At 36.6% G+C, this 22,514-nt stretch carries 22 protein-coding genes; 20 read left to right on the forward strand and 2 right to left on the reverse strand.

Features of this window, described 5'->3' with window-relative positions; all coding sequences use genetic code 11:
- Positions 1-79: 79 nt before the first annotated feature.
- The 3 genes from spoIVB to AC3WTI_RS17935 all read left to right on the forward strand — a co-directional run bounded on the left by spoIVB (position 80) and on the right by AC3WTI_RS17935 (position 4,273).
- Complete coding sequence (gene spoIVB, locus AC3WTI_RS17925) at positions 80-1,378, forward strand: SpoIVB peptidase (RefSeq protein ID WP_087956903.1); 1,299 nt, start codon at positions 80-82, stop codon at positions 1,376-1,378.
- A gap of 287 nt (positions 1,379-1,665) precedes the next feature.
- Complete coding sequence (gene spo0A, locus AC3WTI_RS17930; protein ID WP_033686380.1) at positions 1,666-2,460, forward strand: sporulation transcription factor Spo0A; 795 nt, start codon at positions 1,666-1,668, stop codon at positions 2,458-2,460.
- Positions 2,461-2,746: 286 nt separating this feature from the next.
- Positions 2,747-4,273: a glycosyltransferase family protein gene (locus AC3WTI_RS17935; RefSeq protein WP_097841200.1), complete on the forward strand. Its 1,527-nt coding sequence runs from the start codon at positions 2,747-2,749 to the stop codon at positions 4,271-4,273.
- A gap of 187 nt (positions 4,274-4,460) precedes the next feature.
- Here AC3WTI_RS17935 and AC3WTI_RS17940 read toward each other — a convergent pair whose 3' ends face one another.
- Positions 4,461-4,607 (reverse strand): YycC family protein, encoded by a 147-nt coding sequence (locus tag AC3WTI_RS17940; RefSeq protein ID WP_001247671.1) that lies wholly within the window; start codon positions 4,605-4,607, stop codon positions 4,461-4,463.
- A 50-nt stretch (positions 4,608-4,657) separates the two neighbouring features.
- Between AC3WTI_RS17940 and AC3WTI_RS17945 the strand changes: the two genes are divergently transcribed.
- Positions 4,658-5,386: a glycerophosphodiester phosphodiesterase gene (locus tag AC3WTI_RS17945; RefSeq protein ID WP_048531043.1), complete on the forward strand. Its 729-nt coding sequence runs from the start codon at positions 4,658-4,660 to the stop codon at positions 5,384-5,386.
- A 49-nt stretch (positions 5,387-5,435) separates the two neighbouring features.
- Here the strand turns inward: AC3WTI_RS17945 and AC3WTI_RS17950 are convergent, their stop codons facing one another.
- Positions 5,436-5,669 carry a DUF2627 domain-containing protein gene (locus tag AC3WTI_RS17950; RefSeq protein ID WP_001190188.1) on the reverse strand — a complete coding sequence of 78 codons (234 nt, stop codon included), beginning with the start codon at positions 5,667-5,669 and terminating at the stop codon, positions 5,436-5,438.
- Between the two features lie 136 nt (positions 5,670-5,805).
- Here AC3WTI_RS17950 and AC3WTI_RS17955 point away from each other — a divergent pair, with 136 nt between their 5' ends.
- The 16 genes from AC3WTI_RS17955 to AC3WTI_RS18030 all read left to right on the forward strand — a co-directional run bounded on the left by AC3WTI_RS17955 (position 5,806) and on the right by AC3WTI_RS18030 (position 22,475).
- Positions 5,806-7,878 (forward strand): sigma-54 interaction domain-containing protein, encoded by a 2,073-nt coding sequence (locus tag AC3WTI_RS17955; protein ID WP_087956901.1) that lies wholly within the window; start codon positions 5,806-5,808, stop codon positions 7,876-7,878.
- 195 nt (positions 7,879-8,073) lie between these two features.
- The gene (gene yqiS / locus AC3WTI_RS17960; protein ID WP_097841198.1) at positions 8,074-8,973 is read left to right on the forward strand and encodes a phosphate butyryltransferase; all 900 of its coding nucleotides are present in this window, start codon (positions 8,074-8,076) and stop codon (positions 8,971-8,973) included.
- A gap of 34 nt (positions 8,974-9,007) precedes the next feature.
- Positions 9,008-10,108, forward strand: coding sequence for a leucine dehydrogenase (locus tag AC3WTI_RS17965; protein ID WP_087956898.1), 1,101 nt, complete (start codon positions 9,008-9,010; stop codon positions 10,106-10,108).
- 87 nt (positions 10,109-10,195) lie between these two features.
- Complete coding sequence (buk, locus tag AC3WTI_RS17970; RefSeq protein WP_087956897.1) at positions 10,196-11,299, forward strand: butyrate kinase; 1,104 nt, start codon at positions 10,196-10,198, stop codon at positions 11,297-11,299.
- 4 nt (positions 11,300-11,303) lie between these two features.
- Positions 11,304-12,725 (forward strand): dihydrolipoyl dehydrogenase, encoded by a 1,422-nt coding sequence (gene lpdA / locus AC3WTI_RS17975; protein WP_001051291.1) that lies wholly within the window; start codon positions 11,304-11,306, stop codon positions 12,723-12,725.
- A gap of 27 nt (positions 12,726-12,752) precedes the next feature.
- A complete protein-coding gene (bfmBAA, locus tag AC3WTI_RS17980) occupies positions 12,753-13,754 on the forward strand; it encodes a 3-methyl-2-oxobutanoate dehydrogenase subunit alpha (RefSeq protein ID WP_000852551.1) in 1,002 nt (333 codons plus the stop codon).
- 13 nt (positions 13,755-13,767) lie between these two features.
- A complete protein-coding gene (bfmBAB, locus tag AC3WTI_RS17985; RefSeq protein ID WP_000290071.1) occupies positions 13,768-14,751 on the forward strand; it encodes a 3-methyl-2-oxobutanoate dehydrogenase subunit beta in 984 nt (327 codons plus the stop codon).
- Positions 14,752-14,766: 15 nt separating this feature from the next.
- The gene (locus AC3WTI_RS17990) at positions 14,767-16,083 is read left to right on the forward strand and encodes a dihydrolipoamide acetyltransferase family protein (protein WP_000257655.1); all 1,317 of its coding nucleotides are present in this window, start codon (positions 14,767-14,769) and stop codon (positions 16,081-16,083) included.
- A 340-nt stretch (positions 16,084-16,423) separates the two neighbouring features.
- A complete protein-coding gene (locus AC3WTI_RS17995) occupies positions 16,424-17,602 on the forward strand; it encodes an FtsW/RodA/SpoVE family cell cycle protein (protein WP_097841197.1) in 1,179 nt (392 codons plus the stop codon).
- Between the two features lie 107 nt (positions 17,603-17,709).
- Positions 17,710-18,414 (forward strand): DUF421 domain-containing protein, encoded by a 705-nt coding sequence (locus AC3WTI_RS18000; RefSeq protein WP_087956894.1) that lies wholly within the window; start codon positions 17,710-17,712, stop codon positions 18,412-18,414.
- Positions 18,415-18,483: 69 nt separating this feature from the next.
- A complete protein-coding gene (locus AC3WTI_RS18005; protein WP_087956893.1) occupies positions 18,484-18,948 on the forward strand; it encodes an NUDIX hydrolase in 465 nt (154 codons plus the stop codon).
- A 121-nt stretch (positions 18,949-19,069) separates the two neighbouring features.
- On the forward strand, positions 19,070-19,477 hold the full coding sequence (locus AC3WTI_RS18010; RefSeq protein ID WP_087956892.1) for a YjdF family protein: 408 nt from the start codon (positions 19,070-19,072) through the stop codon (positions 19,475-19,477).
- A gap of 143 nt (positions 19,478-19,620) precedes the next feature.
- On the forward strand, positions 19,621-20,034 hold the full coding sequence (locus AC3WTI_RS18015) for a BrxA/BrxB family bacilliredoxin (RefSeq protein WP_001979317.1): 414 nt from the start codon (positions 19,621-19,623) through the stop codon (positions 20,032-20,034).
- A 250-nt stretch (positions 20,035-20,284) separates the two neighbouring features.
- Positions 20,285-21,064: a transporter substrate-binding domain-containing protein gene (locus AC3WTI_RS18020; protein ID WP_000735471.1), complete on the forward strand. Its 780-nt coding sequence runs from the start codon at positions 20,285-20,287 to the stop codon at positions 21,062-21,064.
- A gap of 36 nt (positions 21,065-21,100) precedes the next feature.
- Complete coding sequence (locus tag AC3WTI_RS18025) at positions 21,101-21,760, forward strand: amino acid ABC transporter permease (protein ID WP_097841196.1); 660 nt, start codon at positions 21,101-21,103, stop codon at positions 21,758-21,760.
- On the forward strand, positions 21,753-22,475 hold the full coding sequence (locus AC3WTI_RS18030) for an amino acid ABC transporter ATP-binding protein (protein WP_048531021.1): 723 nt from the start codon (positions 21,753-21,755) through the stop codon (positions 22,473-22,475). The genes AC3WTI_RS18025 and AC3WTI_RS18030 overlap by 8 nt, the downstream gene beginning before the upstream one ends.
- Positions 22,476-22,514: the final 39 nt, after the last annotated feature.

Raw genomic sequence — 22,514 nt, forward strand, 5'->3', positions numbered from 1 at the left:
TCCGGTTATAAATAAAGCACTGCAAGGAGAGATTAAAAAGTGAAGCCAAGAGGCTGAATGTGGGGTAGGAGCGAGGAGAGTGAACAAATTGAAATTAGAAAGATTTCGTAAAATAATAGGTATTTTTCTCCTTGTTTCTTTAGTTTTTATAGGGTGTTTTAAACCGCTTAGGACGTTTATTTCGTCCCCGAAGCAACTTGTTGTTTTTGAAGGGCAACAATCAGAAATAGCTTCATTACCAGTGTTTCAAGCTTCATCTACAGATCGTCATGTGTTTACAGTAAGTTCAAATGAACAAAAACAAGGACTTATGGTAAATTCTCATCAAAATGGTGAAGCGGATATGGTGTTTCAACTTGCTGGTTTTCCAGTAAAAAAAGTAAATGTGAAAGTATTAAAAGATTTCAAAGTTATTCCAGGTGGACAATCAATTGGTGTGAAGTTAAACACAAAAGGAGTACTTGTTGTAGGCCATCATTTAATTCAAACTGAAAAAGGGAAAGTATCTCCTGGTGAAACGGCTGGTGTGCAAATTGGGGATATGATTACTGAAATTAATGGGAAAACAATTGAAAGAATGAGTGATGTAGCACCATTTATTCATAATAGTGGTGAAACAGGTGAACCGCTTAATCTTGTTTTGTTAAGAGATGGAAAACATATTCGCACGAAGTTAACACCACAAAAAGACAGTGGAGAATCGTCTTATCGTATTGGTTTATATATTCGTGATTCGGCAGCTGGAATCGGAACAATGACATTTGTTCATCCAGATTCTATGAAATATGGAGCACTTGGTCATGTCATTTCTGATAACGATACGAAAAAACCGATTCAAGTCGAAGATGGACAAATTATGCGTTCGACAGTTACATCAATTGAAAGAGGTAGTCACGGGAATCCAGGAGAGAAATTAGCGAGATTCTCACCAGATCGTGAAGTGATTGGCAATATTACAATAAATAGTCCATTTGGTATTTTTGGCAAATTGAATACAAATATGACAAACGGCGTAATGGATAAAGCAATGCCTATTGCACTATCTCATCAAGTAAAAGAGGGACCTGCAAAAATATTAACGGTCATTGATCAAGATAAAGTGGAAGCGTTTGATATTGAAGTTGTTAGTACAGTACCGCAAAAGTTTCCGGCGACAAAGGGCATGGTAATAAAAGTAACAGACAAACGTTTATTAGCAAAAACGGGTGGTATCGTACAAGGGATGAGCGGAAGTCCAATTGTACAAAACGGGAAAGTAATTGGTGCTGTTACACATGTATTTGTAAATGATCCAACATCGGGATATGGTGTCCATATTGAATGGATGTTACATGAGGCTGGAATTAACATTTATGAACAAGAAAGAAAAGCGAGCTAATTAATAATTAGCTCGCTTTTCTGTTGAAAAATTCGTTGAAATTTTGTAAAAGCTCCGCAAGAGGTGTTTTTTGTTGTAAAATAAAAGAAAAGGGTTGAACGTTTCGTTGTATTTCTATGATGGAATGTGTTGCGAAAGGGAATAAATGAACGATAAACATATTTTTTTGTGATTTTATCGGAAAGTAACAAACTTTAAAAGGGAATTTTCACACAATTGTCGAACAATTCATGTAGCCTAGAAGGATACACATGTCGGAGAATCGATTCGGTAAGGGAGGAAAAGCTGTGGAGAAAATTAAAGTATGTCTTGTGGATGATAATAAAGAATTAGTATCAATGCTAGAGAGTTATGTTGCTGCTCAAGATGATATGGAAGTAATCGGTACTGCTTATAATGGTCAAGAGTGTTTAAATTTATTGAAAGACAAGCAGCCGGATGTACTTGTTTTAGACATTATTATGCCACATTTAGATGGTTTAGCTGTACTAGAGAAAATGCGCCATATTGAAAGGTTAAGACAGCCTAGCGTAATTATGTTGACAGCATTTGGACAAGAAGATGTGACGAAAAAAGCAGTTGACTTGGGTGCTTCATATTTCATATTAAAACCATTTGATATGGAGAATTTAACGAGCCATATTCGTCAAGTAAGCGGTAAAGCGAACGCTACTATTAAACGTCCACTGCCATCTTTCCGTTCAGCAACGACAATAGATGGAAAGCCGAAAAACTTAGATGCAAGCATTACGAGTATCATTCATGAAATTGGTGTGCCTGCTCATATTAAAGGGTATATGTACTTAAGGGAAGCAATCTCTATGGTGTACAACGATATCGAATTACTTGGATCTATTACGAAAGTATTGTATCCAGATATTGCAAAGAAATATAATACAACAGCAAGCCGTGTTGAGCGAGCAATCCGTCACGCGATTGAAGTAGCATGGAGTCGTGGGAATATCGATTCTATTTCGTCTTTATTCGGTTATACAGTATCCATGTCAAAAGCAAAACCTACGAACTCTGAGTTCATCGCAATGGTTGCGGATAAGCTGAGACTTGAACATAAGGCTAGCTGAGAGTGAATATAGTAAGGAATTTAAGTTTTAGTAAAGTTTAATCATTCTTGAAATTGATACTCAATATTAAATTTAAAACCAATGAACTTTTTATTTAATGACCAATGAATGTTAGAATTCGTTGGTCTTTTTATTTACTTCAATTCAAGGATTTTGAAGGAATACATATTTATATAGAAAAAGCAGTGAAAATAAGGGTATGTATAGGAAATAGGTAGGTTTGCCATCATAATCTCTATAACGTAACATTGATTTGGGGAAGATAGAGATATAGGAGAATGGATGAATGGCTTTTAAGAAAATAGTGAACCGAGCTTACCCAATCATTGTTATGACAGTGTTTTTATCTATATTTTCAATGATAGTAAGTAAATTTTTTATTCCGAAAACAATTTTGATGAGTGGTGAATTTCCTTATCCAACTGAGGAGTATACTCCTGAAAAAATTGGTGTTGTTATAGCGGTAACGTTGCTTTTATTTGCGCTCTTCTTTATGTATTATAAGTGGGTTATTAATAAAATGAAAAGAACGCATACAAATATTATGATTACTTTAGGTAGTATAATCATTTTGACGATGGAAATATTTATTACTTCTAAAGCATTTAACCCTGTTATAGGAGATTATGCCATTCTCAAACAAGGAATTGTCTCTGTGTTTAATGGAGATAATCAATTTTTAGAAATGGGACAGCTTCTATTTTATCCGTATAATACACATATCGTATTATTAGGAGGGTATTTTGCTAAATTGGTAGGAAGTGTAGATTTAGCGATAAAAATATTACCGATAGCCTGTATAACAGGTAGTATTATTTTAAATGTATTGATTGTAAGGAAAATTACAAACTTTAAAGTTGCTCACATATCGATCGTGTTATCTGTGCTAAACATTTTTATATATTGGCAGGCACCAGTTTTCTATACCCATACACTAGTAATATTTTTTATTTCAGCAACTTTGTATACATATTTGTGCTTGAAAACGGCGGAAACAAAAAGGATGAAGATTATTTTATGGATTTTATTAGGGGTTTTCGCGGCTTTTACTTATATTATAAGACCAACAGCATTAGCTGTAGCTTTAGCAATTTTAATTGAAAATATTTTGAAGTTTCGTAAGGCGTATTCTGTAAAGGTTTTAAGTAGTGTTTTATTTTGTTTAATCCTTATTGTAAGTTTCAAAGGTATAACGACAAAGTTAAATCTCAGTACCGATAATGAAATTGAAAAAATCCCATTTACTCATTGGGTGAAGATGGGACTGAACAAAGATACGTATGGTGTGTGGAATCAGGCAGATGCAGATTATATTGATGATGAAAATATAAAGAATACGAAGGATTTGAATGAACACAATAAAAAAGTTATAGTGCAGCGTTTCGGTGAACTTGGTGTAACGGGTTATGTGCAACATTTAAATGAAAAAATAACTAGAGAATGGGTATCAAGTCAGTTCTCGATGTACCGTATTGGACAATGGTTTGAGCAGAAGGATGACACGATAACGAAGTATGTATCGGACTATAGTACAACGAATTATGAAATTGTTACTATATATTCGTATGTTATCAAATTATTCGTTTATGTAGCTGTTCTGGCGGCTATTATTCTTTATAAAAAGAAAGATGAAAATGAATCGGAAGTTATACGAATTGCGATGATTAGTACATTAGGAGTATTTACTTTCTTGTTACTATGGGAAACAGTTCCTCATTATACGTATGAAGCATTCGCATTTATGAATATTCCAGCTTCTTTAGGATTATATAAATTGTTTATGATTTTAAACAAAGAAAAGAAGAATGCATAATTTGAGTAATTGAAACAAGTAGTAAGAAACCCCTTCTTTTATTAAAAGAGGGGGTTTCATTTAATTGAATATAAATGTTTTGTAAAAGGATTACATGGAATCATATTATATCCGCCAAAGAATTTTAGCAGGGAAGTCATCCGTGATATAATAGAAATAATAAAAAGCCCTGCAAAACAGGACTGTATTATTCTTCGTCTTTATTTTGTTTTTCTAATTCAACTAACTTTTGAATTAGAATGTGCTGCGGCATATGCATAAGTTGTTCAAGTGGAACACCTAATGCTTTTGATAGGCGGACTGCAGTGTCTGGAGAAATTTGTAATGGTCTCATAGAAGTACCTCCTTTTTCGTATAGTATAGCATAAGATTGGGGGAGTGAGGATGACTCTTATATTTGCACATCGTGGTGCAGCAGGAACATACCCGGAAAATACGATGATTTCATTTGAAGCAGCGGAATCTTTTAGAGCAGATGGAATTGAACTTGATGTTCAATTAACGAAAGATGGAAAAGTTGTTGTCATCCATGATGAAACAGTGGACCGGACAACAAATGGAAAAGGTGCGGTTCGGAATTATGTATATGAGGATTTATGTAAATTAGATGCGAGCTATAAATTTGGTGATAAAGTAGGTTTTTGTAAAATACCTCTTTTAGAAGAAGTATTACAATGGATTGAAAAAACAGAGTTGCTACTTAATATTGAACTTAAAAATAATAAAATTCCATACAGAGGTTTAGAGGAAGAAGTTATAACGCTTGTACGGAAATTTAATTTAGAAGATCGTGTTATATTTTCTTCATTCAATCACTACAGTATGAAAAGGTGTCATATGATGGCTCCTGATATTCAAACAGCGATTTTATATCGCGAAGGTTTGCATAGTCCGTGGGCGTATGCGAAAAAAATGGGCGCTACAGCAGTACACCCTAATTATCGTTATCTTCAAGATGCCATTGCCGAACTAACGATGGAAAGTGATGTAGAGGTTCGCCCCTATACCATTAATGAAGAAACACTTATGCTGAAATATTTTGATATGAATATTTCAGCAATTATTACTGATTACCCTGAAACGGCAAGAACGTTATTGCCAATAAAAAAATGAGGCCGCGTGTAACGGTCTCATTTTTTTATTGATAAATAGTGGGGATTTCCTATCTTCTAAAGCGAGCTTGTACTTTATTTCGTTTACGGTCTCGGTGTAAGACGAAACCACCAAAAATATAAAATCCGAGCCCGAAGCAGAGAGCACCAATTAAAAATTGTAACCATAGTATAGAGAGTGGAGGAAATAGAATCCCGAATACAGTATCTCTCATTAACTTAATGCCAAACACAGCTAATGAAATAGGGATGAGTGCTAATAAAAGAGCGAGGTAACGCTGCATATAAACTCTCCTTTTCAGATTATTTTGTTTATTTTAATGATGTTATATGAAAAGGGGGTTTGTCAAGAGGGGGCTGAACGAGTAAGATAAGGGTGTGAAAAATTTTGCAGAGATACTTCGAGAGGAAGTGTAATATATGAGACAAAAAGTTTTAATTGTTGGTGCAGGTGAAGGTGGTAGTACTTTGCTGAATCTGTTACAAAGTTCGAATATATTTCAAATTATAGGGATTATTGATATAAATCCGATAGCAAAAGGATTACAAATGGCTAAAGAATACGGGATTACAATTGGAGAGAGTGTAACGCCATTTCTTTCTATGCACATTGATGTAATGTTTGATATGACAGGTGACACTGATTTACATAAAGATTTATTAAAGAAAAAGCATAAAGATACTCTTCTTATACCAGGTGATATTGCGAAGATTGTTACGAGATTAGCACATGAGAAGGAAGATTTAATTGGAAAGTTAGAAGAACAAACGCAACAAGGTGATTTAATTTTAAATTCTACGCATGACGGTATGATTGTAATCGATCGAGATGGACAAGTTCGTCTATTTAATAAAAGTGCAGAGCGTATTATCGGGTATAAAAAAGAAGATGCGGTAGGGAAATATATTTTAGAAGTTATTCCAACGAGTAAGTTGCTTCGTATTATACGTACGAAACAAATAGAAGTGAATTATGAACTGACATTAGAAAATGAAAAGAAAATTATTACAACCCGTATTCCGATATTAAAAGAGGGAGGAGAAGTACAAGGGGCATTTGCGATTTTTAAAGATATAACAGAAGTTGTAGATCTTGCGGAAGAAGTTACAGATTTAAAAGAGATTCAAACGTTACTTGAGGCGATTATCAACTCGTCTGAGGAAGCCATTTCGGTCGTGGATGAAAAAGGGCGAGGATTAGTAATTAACCCTGCGTATACGAAATTAACAGGTTTAACAGAAGAGGATATTATTGGGAAACCAGCTACAACTGATATTGTAGAAGGTGAAAGTATGCATATGAAAGTACTTCGAACGCGTAGGGCGGTACGAGGAATACATATGAAGATTGGACAAAAAAAGCGAGATGTAATTGTAAACGTAGCACCGGTCATTGTGGATGGAATATTAAAAGGTAGCGTCGGTGTAATTCGTGACGTATCAGAAATTCAAAAGTTAACAAATGAATTGAATCGAGCAAGGCAAATTATTCGAACGTTAGAGGCGAAGTATTCGTTTGATGACATTGTCGGAAATTCAGATGAAACAACGGCCGCTATTGAACAGGCGAAACTTGGCGCGAATACACCAGCAACAGTATTGCTGCGCGGAGAATCTGGAACGGGTAAAGAATTGTTTGCACATGCTATCCATAATGGAAGTAACCGAAAATATAATAAGTTCGTTCGTGTAAACTGTGCCGCTATTTCGGAGACGTTGTTAGAAAGTGAATTATTCGGTTATGAGGAAGGTGCATTTTCTGGTGCGAAAAGAGGCGGAAAGCGTGGATTCTTTGAGGAAGCGAATAACGGTAGTATCTTTTTAGATGAAATAGGAGAATTGTCTGCAAATACACAAGCGAAACTCCTTCGTGTGTTGCAAGAAAAAGAGATTGTAAAAGTTGGTGGAACGAAAGCAATCCCTATCAATGTCCGAGTAATTGCAGCAACGCACGTGAATTTAGAAAAGGCTATTCTAGAAGGAGAGTTTAGGGAGGATTTATATTATCGATTAAATAAAATTCCAATTCAAATCCCGTCTCTGCGTCAGCGTAAAGAGGACATACCATCAATTGCAGAAAGATTAATTCAAAAAATTAATCAAGATTATGGCCGAAATATAGAGGGACTCACTAATTCAGCTATTTCGTATTTACAATCATATGAATGGCCAGGGAATGTGAGGGAACTTGAAAATATTTTGGGGAGAGCTATTATCTTTATGAATTATAACGAGACCTATATTGATGTACACCATTTACCGCCATTACATAACGAAGAGCAGGTGGAATCAAAGCAAGCTCATTTATTGCCAGAGTTAGAGGAAAAGCCACTTGAACATTTAGTGACGGAGTTTGAAGGGAATATCATTCATGAATATTTAGAGCGATTTGGCGGAAATAAAACAAAAACGGCAAGAGCATTAGGAATTTCGGTTCGAAATTTATATTACAAGCTAGAAAAGTATGAGTGTGCAAAAAATAGCATGCAATAAATTGCGTACCGTGCAATTTATTGCATGGTATACAAAATACGACAAAACAAGACAGAATCTTTTGTTATTTTCCAAAGTATTGATTTTACTGCATTTTGAATGCGTTTTCATTATTGGTAAGACCACTTTTGAAAGTTGGCACGGTATTTGCTTTATAAAAAGACGAGGGACGACGGAAAGGGTTGATTACAAAATATGAAGTTAGAACACTTAATTGATCAAGCAGTAGGACAGCCTAAAAAAACTGTGGCTGTAGCAGTAGCTGAAGATCATGAAGTAATTGAAGCTGTAGCAAAAGCAATTACATTACAGCTAGCTCAATTTCGTCTATATGGAAATCAAGAAAAAATAATGGGGATGCTACAAGAACATAGTTTACAAACTTCAGAACATATTGAAGTAATTGCAGCACAGTCAAGTGCTGAGGCTGCAGAACTTTCTGTGAAAGCTGTAAGAAATGGCGAAGCAGATGTGCTTATGAAGGGGAACATCCCAACAGCAAATATTTTGAAAGCTGTATTAAATAAAGAGTGGGGACTTCGTAAAGGTAGCGTACTTTCACACGTTGCAGCATTTGAAGTTCCGAGTTACGATCGTCTGATTTTTGTTACGGATGCAGCGATGAACATTGCACCTGATGTAACACAGAAAGCTGCTATTATACAGAATACTGTAGAAGTTGCCCAGGCAATAGGAATTGATTTGCCAAAGGTAGCACCAATTGCAGCGGTAGAGGTTGTGAATCCTGCGATGCAAGCAACAATTGATGCAGCGATGTTAACTCAAATGAATCGCCGCGGACAAATTAAAAATTGTGTCGTTGATGGACCACTTGCTTTAGATAATGCAGTATCACAAATTGCAGCAGAACATAAAGGCATAGTAAGTGATGTAGCAGGTAAGGCAGACATTTTACTCGTCCCAACGATTGAAGCTGGAAATGTGCTATATAAATCACTCGTCTACTTTGCTGATGCAAAAGTAGGGGCAATGATTGCTGGCGCAAAAGCACCGATTGTTTTAACATCTCGTGCTGATTCAGCAGAAACAAAAGTATATTCATTAGCATTGGCAGTTGCGACTGCTTCAAAATAAACCAAATAGGGTAAAACATTAGGGGGAAACGACAATGACATTAGAAATCTTCGAATACTTAGAAAAATATGATTATGAGCAAGTAGTATTTTGTCAAGATAAAGAATCTGGTTTAAAAGCAATCATTGCAATTCATGATACAACACTTGGACCAGCTCTTGGTGGAACAAGAATGTGGACATATGATTCTGAAGAAGCGGCGATTGAAGATGCATTGCGTCTTGCAAAAGGGATGACATACAAAAACGCAGCTGCTGGTTTAAACTTAGGTGGTGCGAAAACAGTAATTATCGGTGATCCACGTAAAGATAAGAGCGAAGCGATGTTCCGTGCGTTAGGCCGTTACATTCAAGGACTAAACGGACGTTATATTACAGCTGAAGATGTTGGTACAACAGTAGATGATATGGATATTATCCACGAAGAAACTGACTTTGTAACAGGTATTTCACCATCATTCGGTTCTTCTGGTAACCCATCTCCAGTAACTGCATACGGTGTGTATCGTGGTATGAAAGCTGCTGCGAAAGAAGCTTTCGGTACTGATAATTTAGAAGGAAAAGTAATTGCTGTTCAAGGTGTTGGTAACGTAGCATATCACTTATGCAAACATTTACACGCTGAAGGAGCAAAACTGATCGTTACAGATATTAATAAAGAAGCTGTACAACGTGCAGTAGAAGAATTCGGTGCAGCAGCAGTTGAGCCAAATGAAATTTACGGTGTTGAATGTGATATTTATGCACCATGTGCATTAGGCGCAACAGTTAATGATGAAACTATTCCACAACTTAAAGCAAAAGTAATCGCAGGTTCTGCAAATAACCAATTAAAAGAAGATCGTCACGGCGACATCATTCATGAAATGGGTATTGTATACGCACCAGACTATGTAATTAATGCAGGTGGCGTAATTAACGTAGCAGACGAGTTATATGGATACAATAGAGAACGTGCATTAAAACGCGTTGAGTCAATTTATGACACAATTGCAAAAGTAATCGAAATTTCAAAACGCGATGGCATTGCAACTTATGTAGCAGCAGATCGTTTAGCTGAAGAACGCATTGCAAGCTTGAAAAACTCTCGTAGCACATACTTACGCAACGGTCACGACATTATTAGCCGTCGCTAATCATTCATATATTACTTTTACAAAAGGTGTGGTTACCTCTTATGAGGTTTCCACCTCCTTTTGAATTTATTAGTGGAGGTAGCAACAGTGTCTTTAAATCGAATTCTTGTTATTAATCCGGGTAGTACATCCACAAAAATTGGTGTTTTTGATAATGAAAGACCTGTTTTAGAAGAAACTATTCGCCATGATGAAGAACAGATTGGAAAATATAAGCGAATTATCGACCAATATGAGTTTCGTAAAGAAACGATCTTAGAAGTTCTACATTCTCATGGTATTAATATTTCAAAGTTAAACGCAGTTTGTGGACGCGGGGGATTACTTCGTCCAATCGAAGGCGGAACATACACAGTAAACGATTCGATGTTAGAAGATTTAAAAAATGGGTTTAGCGGTCATCACGCTTCAAACCTTGGGGGCATTTTAGCTTATGAAATTGCTTCTGGATTAAATATTCCGGCATTCATTGTAGATCCTGTCGTTGTAGATGAAATGGAGCCAATTGCTCGTATAAGCGGTATTGCTGGTATGGAACGTAAAAGTATTTTCCATGCATTAAATCAAAAAGCAGTTGCTCGTAAAGTGGCTGAAGAATTAAACCACAAATACGAGGATTTAAATTTATTAGTTACACATATGGGCGGCGGTATTACAGTTGGTGCTCATAAAAAAGGAAAAGTTATCGATGTGAATAATGGTTTAAATGGAGAAGGACCATTTAGTCCAGAGCGTGCGGGTACAGTACCAGTAGGACAATTAGTTGAAATGTGCTTCTCTGGTGAGTATTACCGAGACGAAATGGTTAAAAAACTTGTTGGACAAGGTGGACTTGTGAGCCTTATCGGTACAAATGATGCGATTAAAGTAGAACAAATGGTTGAAAAAGGTGATCCTGAAGCAACTCTTATTTATAAAGCAATGGCTTATCAAGTTGCAAAAGAAATTGGCGGAGCTAGCGCTGTACTTCACGGGAAAATCGATGCAATCGTATTAACTGGTGGACTTGCTTACAGTAAAATTCTTGTTGATGAAATTAAAGAACGAGTAGACTGGATTGCAGATGTAATCGTACATCCAGGAGAAGATGAATTACAAGCATTAGCAGAAGGAGCACTTCGTGTACTACGTGAAGAAGAAGCTCCAAAAGAATATGTTGTACGTGAAAAAGAAACGGTAGCTAGGGGTTGAGATAATGGCAAAAGAATATGATTTAGTCATCGTTGGCGGCGGTACTGGTGGATATGTTGCTGCAATTCGTGCATCACAACTAGGTTTAAAAACTGCACTTGTTGAAAAAGAAAATCTTGGTGGTACTTGTTTACACAAAGGATGTATTCCTAGTAAAGCCCTTTTACGTAGTGCGGAAGTATACGCAACTGCTAAAAAAAGCGAAGAGTTCGGGGTTATTGCAAGTAATGTAGAACTAAACTTTGCGAAAGTACAAGAGCGTAAAGAGAAGATTGTAACGCAACTTCATAAAGGTGTTCAACACTTAATGAAACAAGGTAAAATTGATGTGTTTGAAGGTATTGGCCGTATTCTTGGCCCATCTATTTTCTCTCCGATGCCAGGGACAATTTCAGTTGAACTTGCAAGTGGAGAAGAGAATGAAATGTTAATTCCAAAAAATGTACTTATTGCAACAGGTTCTCGTCCGAATTCATTACCAGGTTTAGAATTAGATGGAGAGTACGTAATGTCTTCCGATCATGCCCTAAAAATGGAAACGCTTCCTAGCTCGATTATTATCGTAGGTGGCGGTGTAATCGGTATTGAGTGGGCATCTATGCTTGCTGACTTCGGTGTAGAAGTTACAGTATTAGAGTATGCGAAAACGATATTACCACTAGAAGATCAAGACGTTTCAAAGGAAATGCAACGTCTATTCAAGAAAAAAGGTATTAAAGTGGTAACAGGTGCAAAAGTATTACCAGAAACATTGGTAAAAGATAATGGAGTAACAATTCAAGCTGAACATAACGGTGAGAATAAAGAATTTAAAGCAGAAAAAATGCTTGTATCTGTAGGACGACAAGCCAATACGCAAAATATTGGTTTAGAGAATACGGATATCGTTGTGGAAAAAGGATACATTCAAACAAATGAGTTTTATCAAACGAAAGAATCTCATATTTACGCAATCGGTGATGTAATCGGTGGTTTACAGCTTGCTCACGTTGCTTCTCATGAAGGAATTGTTGCAGTAGAACATATTGCTGGTAAAGAAGTTACACCAATTGATTATTCTATGGTATCAAAATGCGTATATAGCAGTCCCGAAGTTGCTTCTGTCGGTTTAACAGAACAAGAAGCGAAAGAAAAAGGCTATAAGTTAAAAGTAGGTAAGTTCTCATTCCGTGCAATCGGAAAAGCACTTGTATACGGCGAATCAGATGGTTTCGTAAAACTTGTAGTTGATGAAGAAACAAATGACATTCTCGGTGTTCATATGATTGGACCACATGTAACAGATATGATTTCTGAAGCGGGTCTTGCAAGAGTACTTGATGCAACACCTTGGGAAGTAGCACATACAATTCATCCGCATCCATCATTATCTGAGGCGATTGGTGAAGCAGCGTTAGCTGTAGATGGAAAAGCGTTACACGCATAAAAATGTGGATTTAGGAGGTTATGAAAAATGGCAGAAGTAAAAGAAAAGCGCCATGAAGAGCTTGGCTTAAGCGATGAGCAAGTATTAGAAATGTTCCGTACGATGTTACTTGCACGTAAAATTGACGAACGTATGTGGTTATTAAACCGCGCTGGTAAAATTCCATTCGTAATTTCTTGTCAAGGACAAGAGGCTGCGCAAGTTGGAGCAGCATTCGCTCTTGATAGAGAGAAAGATTATGCATTACCGTACTACCGTGATATGGGTGTTGTACTAGCGTTTGGTATGACAGCTAAAGAACTTATGTTGTCTGCTTTCGCGAAAGCTGGAGATCCAAACTCTGGTGGTCGTCAAATGCCTGGTCACTTCGGTCAAAAGAAAAATCGTATTGTGACAGGGTCATCTCCAGTAACAACGCAAGTACCACATGCAGTTGGTATTGCATTAGCTGGAAAAATGGAAAAGAAAGATTTAGTAACGTTTGTTACATTCGGGGAAGGCTCTTCTAACCAAGGTGATTTCCATGAAGGTGCAAACTTTGCTGGCGTACACAAACTACCTGTTATTTTCATGTGTGAAAATAATAAATACGCAATCTCTATTCCAGTTGAAAAACAATTAGCATGTAAAAATGTATCAGACCGTGCAATTGGTTATGGTATGCCTGGATATACAATAGACGGAAATGATCCACTTGCAGTATATAAAGCTGTAAAAGAAGCGGCAGACCGCGGCCGTCGTGGTGAAGGCCCAACTTTAATTGAAACAGTATCATATCGTTTAACAGCACATTCTAGTGACGACGATGATCGTGTTTATCGTGATAAAGAAGAAGTAGAAGAAGCGAAGAAAAAAGATTCAATTATAACATTTGCTGCTTATTTAAAAGAAGCTGGCGTGTTAACTGAGGAATCTGAAAAACAAATGTTAGACGAAATTATGCATATCGTAAATGAAGCAACAGAATATGCAGAAAATGCTCCGTATGCAGCACCTGAAGATGCATTGAAGCACGTATACGCAGAATAGGGGGGAACGTTTCATGGCTGTAATGTCTTATATTGATGCTATTACATTAGCAATGCGCGAAGAAATGGAACGCGATGAGAAAGTATTCGTTTTAGGTGAAGATGTTGGTAAAAAAGGTGGCGTATTTAAAGCGACACACGGTTTATATGATCAGTTTGGTGAAGATCGTGCGCTTGATGCACCGCTTGCAGAATCTGCAATTGCTGGGGTAGCAATTGGTGCGGCAATGTATGGTATGCGTCCAATCGCTGAAATGCAGTTTGCTGATTTCATCATGCCAGCAGTAAACCAGATTGTTTCTGAGGCAGCAAAAATTCGTTATCGTTCTAATAACGATTGGACTTGTCCAGTTACAATTCGTGCGCCATTTGGCGGAGGTGTCCACGGTGCATTGTATCACTCACAATCTGTGGAAGCGATGTTTGCAAACCAACCTGGTTTAAAAATCGTTATCCCTTCTACACCGTATGATGCAAAAGGCTTACTAAAAGCTGCAATTCGTGATGAAGATCCAGTATTATTCTTTGAACATAAACGTGCATATCGCTTAATTAAAGGTGAAGTGCCAGAAGATGATTACGTATTACCAATCGGAAAAGCTGATGTAAAACGTGAAGGTGATGATATTACTGTTATCACATACGGATTATGTGTTCATTTTGCTCTTCAAGCAGCTGAAAAGTTAGCACAGGACGGCATCTCTGCACACATTCTTGATTTACGTACGGTATATCCATTAGATAAAGAAGCAATCATTGAAGCTGCTTCTAAAACAGGTAAAGTTCTTCTTGTAACAGAAGACAATAAAGAAGGAAGTATTATGAGTGAAGTGGCAGCAATTATTGCTGAAAACTGTCTGTTTGATTTAGATGCGCCAATCGCACGTCTTGCAGGTCCAGACGTTCCAGCAATGCCTTATGCACCAACAATGGAAAAATTCTTCATGGTAAATCCAGATAAAGTTGAAAAAGCAATGCGTGAACTTGCGGAATTTTAATCGGGGGGACTATACATGGCTGTAGAAAATATTACAATGCCTCAGCTCGGGGAGAGCGTTACAGAGGGTACAATTAGTAAATGGCTTGTTAATGTTGGCGATCACGTAAATAAGTATGATCCGCTTGCAGAAGTAATGACTGATAAAGTAAATGCTGAAGTACCATCTTCTTTCACTGGTATTGTGAAAGAGTTAATCGCTGGTGAAGGTGACACGTTAGCTGTAGGTGAAGTAGTTTGTGTGATTCAAGTAGAAGGCGCAGATGAAGTAGCAGCAACAGCTGTTGAGGAGAAAACAAAAGAAGAACCAAAGGCAGAAGTAGCTACGCCTGAAAAAGCACCGAAAGCAAAACAACCAACTGATGGAAAACCTCGTTTTTCACCAGCTGTGTTAAAACTTGCGGGAGAGCATAACGTTGATTTAGATCTAGTGGAAGGTACGGGAGCAAATGGCCGTATCACTCGTAAAGATATTTTAAAGCTAGTGGAATCTGGAAACATTCCGCAAGCAGGTGCGAAGAAAGAGGAAGCGGTAGCAGCAGTAGTAGAAGCGCGTCCAGAAGCACCAAAAGCAGCGCCAGTAGCACAAAAAGTAGAAGCTGCGAAACCAGTTTCTGTACCAACAATGCCTGGCGATATCGAAATTCCAGTAACAGGTGTGCGTAAAGCAATCGCAGCGAACATGTTACGTAGTAAACACGAAGCACCGCACGCTTGGATGATGATTGAAGTAGATGTGACAAACCTTGTGTCATACCGTAATTCAATTAAAGGGGATTTCAAAAAGCGTGAAGGCTTTAACTTAACGTTCTTTGCTTTCTTCGTAAAAGCAGTAGCACAAGCGTTAAAAGAGTATCCTCAAATTAATTCAATGTGGGCTGGCGATAAAATCGTTCAGAAGAAAGATATTAACCTTTCTATCGCTGTTGCAACAGAGGACGAACTATTTGTACCAGTAATTAAACACGCAGACGAGAAGACAATTAAAGGCATCGCTCGTGAAATTACAGAACTTGCAGGAAAAGTACGTACGAAATCGTTAAAAGCGGACGAAATGCAAGGCGGAACATTTACAATTAATAACACAGGATCATTCGGTTCTGTTCAATCTATGGGTATTATTAATTACCCACAAGCGGCTATTTTACAAGTTGAATCAATTGTAAAACGCCCAGTAATTATGGATAATGGCATGTTTGGTGCTCGTGACATGGTTAACTTATGTTTATCACTTGATCACCGTGTACTAGATGGCTTAATTTGTGGTAAGTTCTTAGGACGTGTAAAAGAAATTTTAGAAAATACGTCAGAAAATAATACGTCTGTTTATTAATAAAAAGCTCGCATAAGCGAGCTTTTTATCATCCTATTTCTTCATCTACATCCTACTATATGTATAATACCTTTCCCAGTAATCTTACAATGAACGATTATGTATTAGGAATTTATGAAAATACATTGCTGATATATGGTATATGGATATAAAATAAGAAAAGAATAATTTTTTTGGCAAATCTTACTGATGAAACTGTAGTATAATATATTGTATTGTATGAAAAAGAGAGTTATTCTATATAAGTGTTTTATAGATAATGTGTAATCAGTCGTCAAAACATGAAGAATGTTGACTCCTGGTTTTTTATTTTGCTGTAACAATGTTTCAGGAGGATGTCATGAAAAGAAGTACCGAGTTTCTAAAAAGTTTAGATGTAAAATTAATATTAATTTTGTTAGCATTATGTGTTACGAGTATAGCTGCTATATATAGCAGTCAGCAAACTGGCCAATATGGAGAGGCAAACTTTGCAATGAAACAGGGTTTGAACTACATAATTGGGGTCGTATTGTTATTGCTTGTTGCAAGCATTGACTTAGATCAATTACAAAAATTGTCTTGGCCACTTTATATCGTTGGATTTGCTTCACTTATTCTTTTGAAAATACTACCGGTTTCCACTTTCACACCTGAAAAATTAGGTGCGAAAAGATGGTTTGTATTTCCATTAGTTGGACAAATTCAACCATCTGAGTTTTTCAAAATTTCATTGCTTCTCGTAGTAGCAAGTATAGCAGTGAAACATAATGCGCAGTATATGGCAAGGACATTCCAAACGGACTTAAAATTAGTAGGTAAAATTGTGCTAGTATCCCTCCCGCCTATGGCCGTTGTATATAGCCAACCAGATACAGGGATGGTGTTCTTATACGCCGCTGCAATTGCATGTATTTTATTTATGTCAGGTATTCAGAAGAAATTGATAGCGTTATGTACAGTTATTCCGGTGACCGTATTATCTACGTTAATATTTATTTACGTAAGGTATGAGGATTTCTTCTTTAATAATTTAGTTACGTTACTAAAACCTCACCAACAATCACGTATTGTAGGTTGGTTAAATCCATTTGAAAATGCAGATCAAGGTTATCAAACACAGCAATCGATTTTAGCTGTAGGTAGTGGCGGTATGGAAGGGAAAGGATTTGGCGAGGGGAACGTTTATATCCCTGAGAAGCATACTGACTTTATCTTTGCTACAATTGCCGAAGAAGGTGGATTTATCGTAGCCGCGTTAGTTGTATTCTTGTTCCTATTACTACTATATCGAACAATTATTATCGGTTATTCTGCTGATAATTTATTCGGTACATTATTATGTGCTGGAGCAATTGGAATATTAACGGTTCAAATATTCCAAAACATCGGTATGATCGTTGGATTAATGCCTGTAAAAGGGATTGCATTACCGTTCTTATCATATGGGGGAAGTTCCTTATTCTCAAATATGATTATGATGGGCCTCATATTATCGGTACGGAAAACGTATAAAAAGTATATGTTTTCTGTTAAGTAAAAGAGCTGGTTCGTGTAAAATACGAACCGGCTTTTTTACATATATGCTCTTAAACGTTGCAAACTAAAACAAAGTAGCAATTTGAGACGGGTAAGGAGTGCAAAGTGATGCATATGCATATTTTTGAAGGGGCACGGCATCTTTCCAATAGTGAATGGGTTATTCGGGCTATTATAGCATATATATTTTTAATATTAGTTGCGAAAGCAATGGGACAAAGGTCCATCGCACAACTTCGTTTTTTAGATGTTGTATTAGTGTTATTACTTGGCGGGAATATTTCTAACGCATTATCTGATGAAAAAGTAGGATTACTCGGCTCAATGATTACAACGTTCATACTCGTTGTACTTCACATTATAAGCTCAGTCTTAATGTTGAAATGGGATAGATGGAGGCGCTTTTTAGAGCCAGCACCTATTATTCTTATACATAATGGTTCCATTGATTTTAGCAATTTGAAAAAAGCGAGAATTACGGTGGAATATTTATTTTCGGAACTTCGTATGCGAAATGTGAGCGACATTCAAAAGATTAAATTAGCATTATGGGAAGCGAACGGTGTTGTTTCTATTTTTCAGTATCCTGAATATGAGGCAGTTTCGCGGCTTGATCTGAAAGTGGCGGGAAAAAAATCTCCAGTTTCTTTTGTATTAGTAAAGGATGGGAGCATTCAGAAAGATGTTCTTGCTTTATTAGGGAAAACAGAAGAGTGGGCAAGAGAGTTTCTAGAGAAGAATGCAGAAGTCGAATCCATTCTGTTAGCTACAGTAGATGAAGCACATAAAATAAATATATTATTAAAAAAATGAAAAATATACGCATTTTGTCGTTTCATACATATGATACAATAGTGTGGACAACGAAAAAGGAGGGATACGATGGGATATGTAGAAGAATTACGAAAAATAGTTGGTCATCGCCCTTTAATTTTAGTTGGTGCTGTTGTACTCGTTATAAATGAAAATGGATATGTATTACTACAACAAAGAACAGAGCCTTACGGAAAATGGGGGCTGCCTGGCGGATTAATGGAACTTAGTGAATCACCAGAAGAAACCGCTTGCCGTGAAGTATACGAAGAAACAGGAATAGAAGTGAAGAACCTGCGATTAATTAATGTGTTTTCTGGAGCGAACTATTTTACAAAATTAGCAAACGGTGATGAATTTCAATCTGTAACGACTGCTTATTATACGGATGAATACGATGGAGATTTTGTTATGAATAAAGAAGAATCGGTTCAGCTTACATTCTTCCCGCTAACAGAACTACCTGACTATATTGTAGGATCGCATAAAAAAATGATTGCGGAATATATAAAAATTGTGGAAGATAAGATATAATCTAATGAAAGAGATACAAAAACACAGTTCTGGTCGGTAGTCCAGACGCATGATTACATGTCAGTAACCTTCCCCTCCGGGATGTCCAGTATTTCTAATTTTTTTAAAGGAGGGGCTGTCAATGGATTTGACAGTATATCACGATGGTCAATTTTTCGTAGGAATTATTACGCATAAAGAAAAAGGGAAATTGTATGGAGCACGGTATATTTTTGGAATGGAACCTTCAGATGAAGAAGTACTTTTATTTGTGAATGGTCCAATGTTAGCATATTTCCAGCACGTTGCGAAATGCGGTGTGGAAGTGAAAGAAACACAGCGTCCGAAAAATATAAAACGTATCATACGACAGGCGGCAAAAGAAGTAAATGTAAAACGTTTTACTAAGGCACAAGAGGCAATTAGCTTATCTTATGAACTGTATAAAGAAGAAAAGAAAGTGCGTTCTAAAGAGAAGCGAGAAGCTGAAAAACAAAGAAGACGTTTAATTAAAGTACAAAAAGCAAAGCAAAAGCATCGTGGTCATTAAGAAAAGGTGTTAGAGCAATAGTTCTAACACCTTTTCTATACCCAAATACAAGTAAACTTACTTGTATTTCATAAACATTAACTGGTAAGATACAAATAGGTAGTTTTAGAGGAGGGAAAAGATTGATTAATTTTAACTTTTTTATGAATGATGTTGTCCGCCAAGCGCGTGAAGAGATTGTCTCTGCTGGATATACAGAACTGACAACGCCAGAAGCAGTAGAAGAAGCGTTTAAAAGAAATGGAACAACACTTGTAATGGTAAACTCTGTATGTGGTTGTGCAGGTGGTATTGCTCGTCCTGCTGCTGCGCATTCTGTACATTATGATAAACGTCCTAACCATCTTGTAACGGTGTTTGCAGGTCAAGATAAAGAAGCAACAGCAAGAGCTCGTGAATATTTCGAAGGGTATCCACCTTCTTCCCCATCATTTGCTTTATTAAAAGATGGGAAAATTGTAACGATGGTAGAGCGTCATGAAATTGAAGGTCATGAACCGATGCAAGTTATTGCAAAACTACAATCTTATTTCGAAGAGAATTGCGAAGAACTATAAAATAAACGAAAAGGCGGTACGTCCACAATGAAGTGGGTGTACCGCCTTTTTTATTTAGTATTGAAATGTGTGGGATATGCATGGTTTTGTTATTTTATGCATTATTTTATACATGTTAAACGCTATTTATATTGTTTTTTAATTTATTTTTATTTTATATATTGCATAAAAATAAAAGTGCTGATACAATACAAGCATCGAATAAATATTCTATTAAACTTTTAAATATACATCATTAGGGGGAAGAAAGATGAAGAAGTTATTATCAATATCGTTTGCACTTATTTTAATTGTAAGTATGTTCAGTGCCTGTAGTAATGGGGAAGAAAAGGCTACTGGAAAAAATAAAAAAGTATTGGTTATGGGGACTTCAGCAGATTATAAACCATATGAATACGTGGAAGCTTCAAAAAGTGATGAAATTATCGGCTTCGATGTTGATGTTGCTAAATATATCGGAAAAGAACTTGGTTATGAAGTGAAAGTGAAAGATATGGATTTTGGTGGTTTATTAGCATCTCTTAGCTCAGGAAAAGTTGATTTCGTAATGGCAGGTATGACGCCAACTGCAGAGCGTAAAAATAATGTTGATTTCACAGATATTTATTTTGTTGCGAAAAACATGGTCGTTTCTAAAAAGGACTCTAACATTAAATCTATAGAGGATTTAAAAGGGAAAAAAGTAGGGGTACAAACAGGATCTATTCAAGAAGAGAAAGCAGCAGAATTTAAAAAGCAAGTAGATTTCAAAGTTGAGGGACGTGACCGTATACCAGAAATCGTACAAGAAATTAAAGCTGGTCGTTTTGACGCTGCAATTATAGAAGACACAGTTGCTAAAAATTATTTAGAGAAAATGAAAGATTTACAAGGAATTGAAATTAAAGAAGCGCCAGAAGAAGTTGGAGCAGCAATTGCCCTTCCGAAAAACAGTGATAAAACAGCTGAATTTAATAAAGTAATTAAAAAAATGCAAGAAAATGGAGAGATGGATAAATTAGTGAAGAAATGGTTTGGCAGCGAAAAATAAGCTGCCTTTCACTTTTCTGTGAGGGGAATGAAAAGAATGAACTTAGATTTTTCGGCGATTACGCCTTCGATACCGTATATAATAAAAGGTCTAGAAGTTACTTTGAAAATTGTAGCAGTATCCGCTTTAGCAGGATTTATTTTAGGAACGCTATTAGCACTTTGCAAAATTGCTAGAATAAGAGCATTAAATATAGCGGCAGATCTTTATACATCAATTTTCCGTGGTACACCACTTGTATTGCAATTAATGATTATTTATTTCGGTGTCCCGCAAATAATTGGTTATGAAATACCAGCATTCTTGGCAGCTGTACTAGCATTTAGTTTGAATTCAGGTGCATACATGTCAGAAGTAATCCGTGCCGGCATTCAAGCGGTTGATAAAGGACAAACAGAAGCGGCAATGGCTTTAGGGGTTCCTTATGGAAAAATGATGCGAAATATCATTTTCCCTCAAGCATTAAAAAATATATTACCAGCGCTTGTGAACGAGTTTGCGACACTTACGAAAGAATCGGCTGTAGTAACAGTAATAGGAGCGACGGATTTAATGCGCCGTGCTTACATTGTAGGTGGCGAGACGTTTAAATATCTTGAACCATTACTTTTTGTTGGACTCATTTATTATATGTTAGTCATTATTCTTACATTAGTCGGGAAGGCAATTGAAGGGAGAATGAAGAAAAGTGATTAAAATTGAAAACCTTCATAAATCATTTGGAAAAAACGAAGTATTAAAAGGAATTACAACAACGATTGAAAAAGGGGAAGTAGTAGCAATTATTGGACCGTCCGGATCAGGGAAATCAACATTTTTACGTTGTATGAATGTGTTAGAAGCACCGACAAATGGTCACATTTGGATCGGGACGGAAGAAGTAACGAATCCGAAAACGAATATTATGCACGTTCGTGAAAATGTCGGAATGGTATTTCAGCATTTTCATCTATTTCCTCATATGACTGTATTAGAAAATATTACGTATGCTCCTATCAATGTAAAAGGAGTAACGAAACAAGAAGCTGAAAAGAAAGCCGAGAAACTTTTAGAAAAGGTCGGTTTATTAGATAAAAAAGATACGTATCCGAATCGTCTTTCGGGGGGACAAAAGCAACGTGTGGCAATTGCGAGAGCGTTAGCGATGGAACCAGAAGTGATGTTATTTGATGAACCAACATCAGCACTAGATCCAGAGATGGTGAAAGAAGTGTTAGAAGTTATGAAATCATTAGTTACGACAGGAATGACAATGGCGATTGTTACACATGAAATGGGGTTCGCAAAAGAAGTAGCAGATCGTGTTCTCTTTTTAGATGGTGGAAAACTTGTAGAAGATAGTGCGCCAGCACAATTTTTTGCAGCACCGAAAAGTGAACGTGCGCAACAATTTTTACAAAAAATATTGTAATCTGTAAAGGTTACGTGAATAATAAGTAGAAAAGGATGA

This window comes from Bacillus sp. EB106-02-03-XG38 (assembly GCF_058792175.1).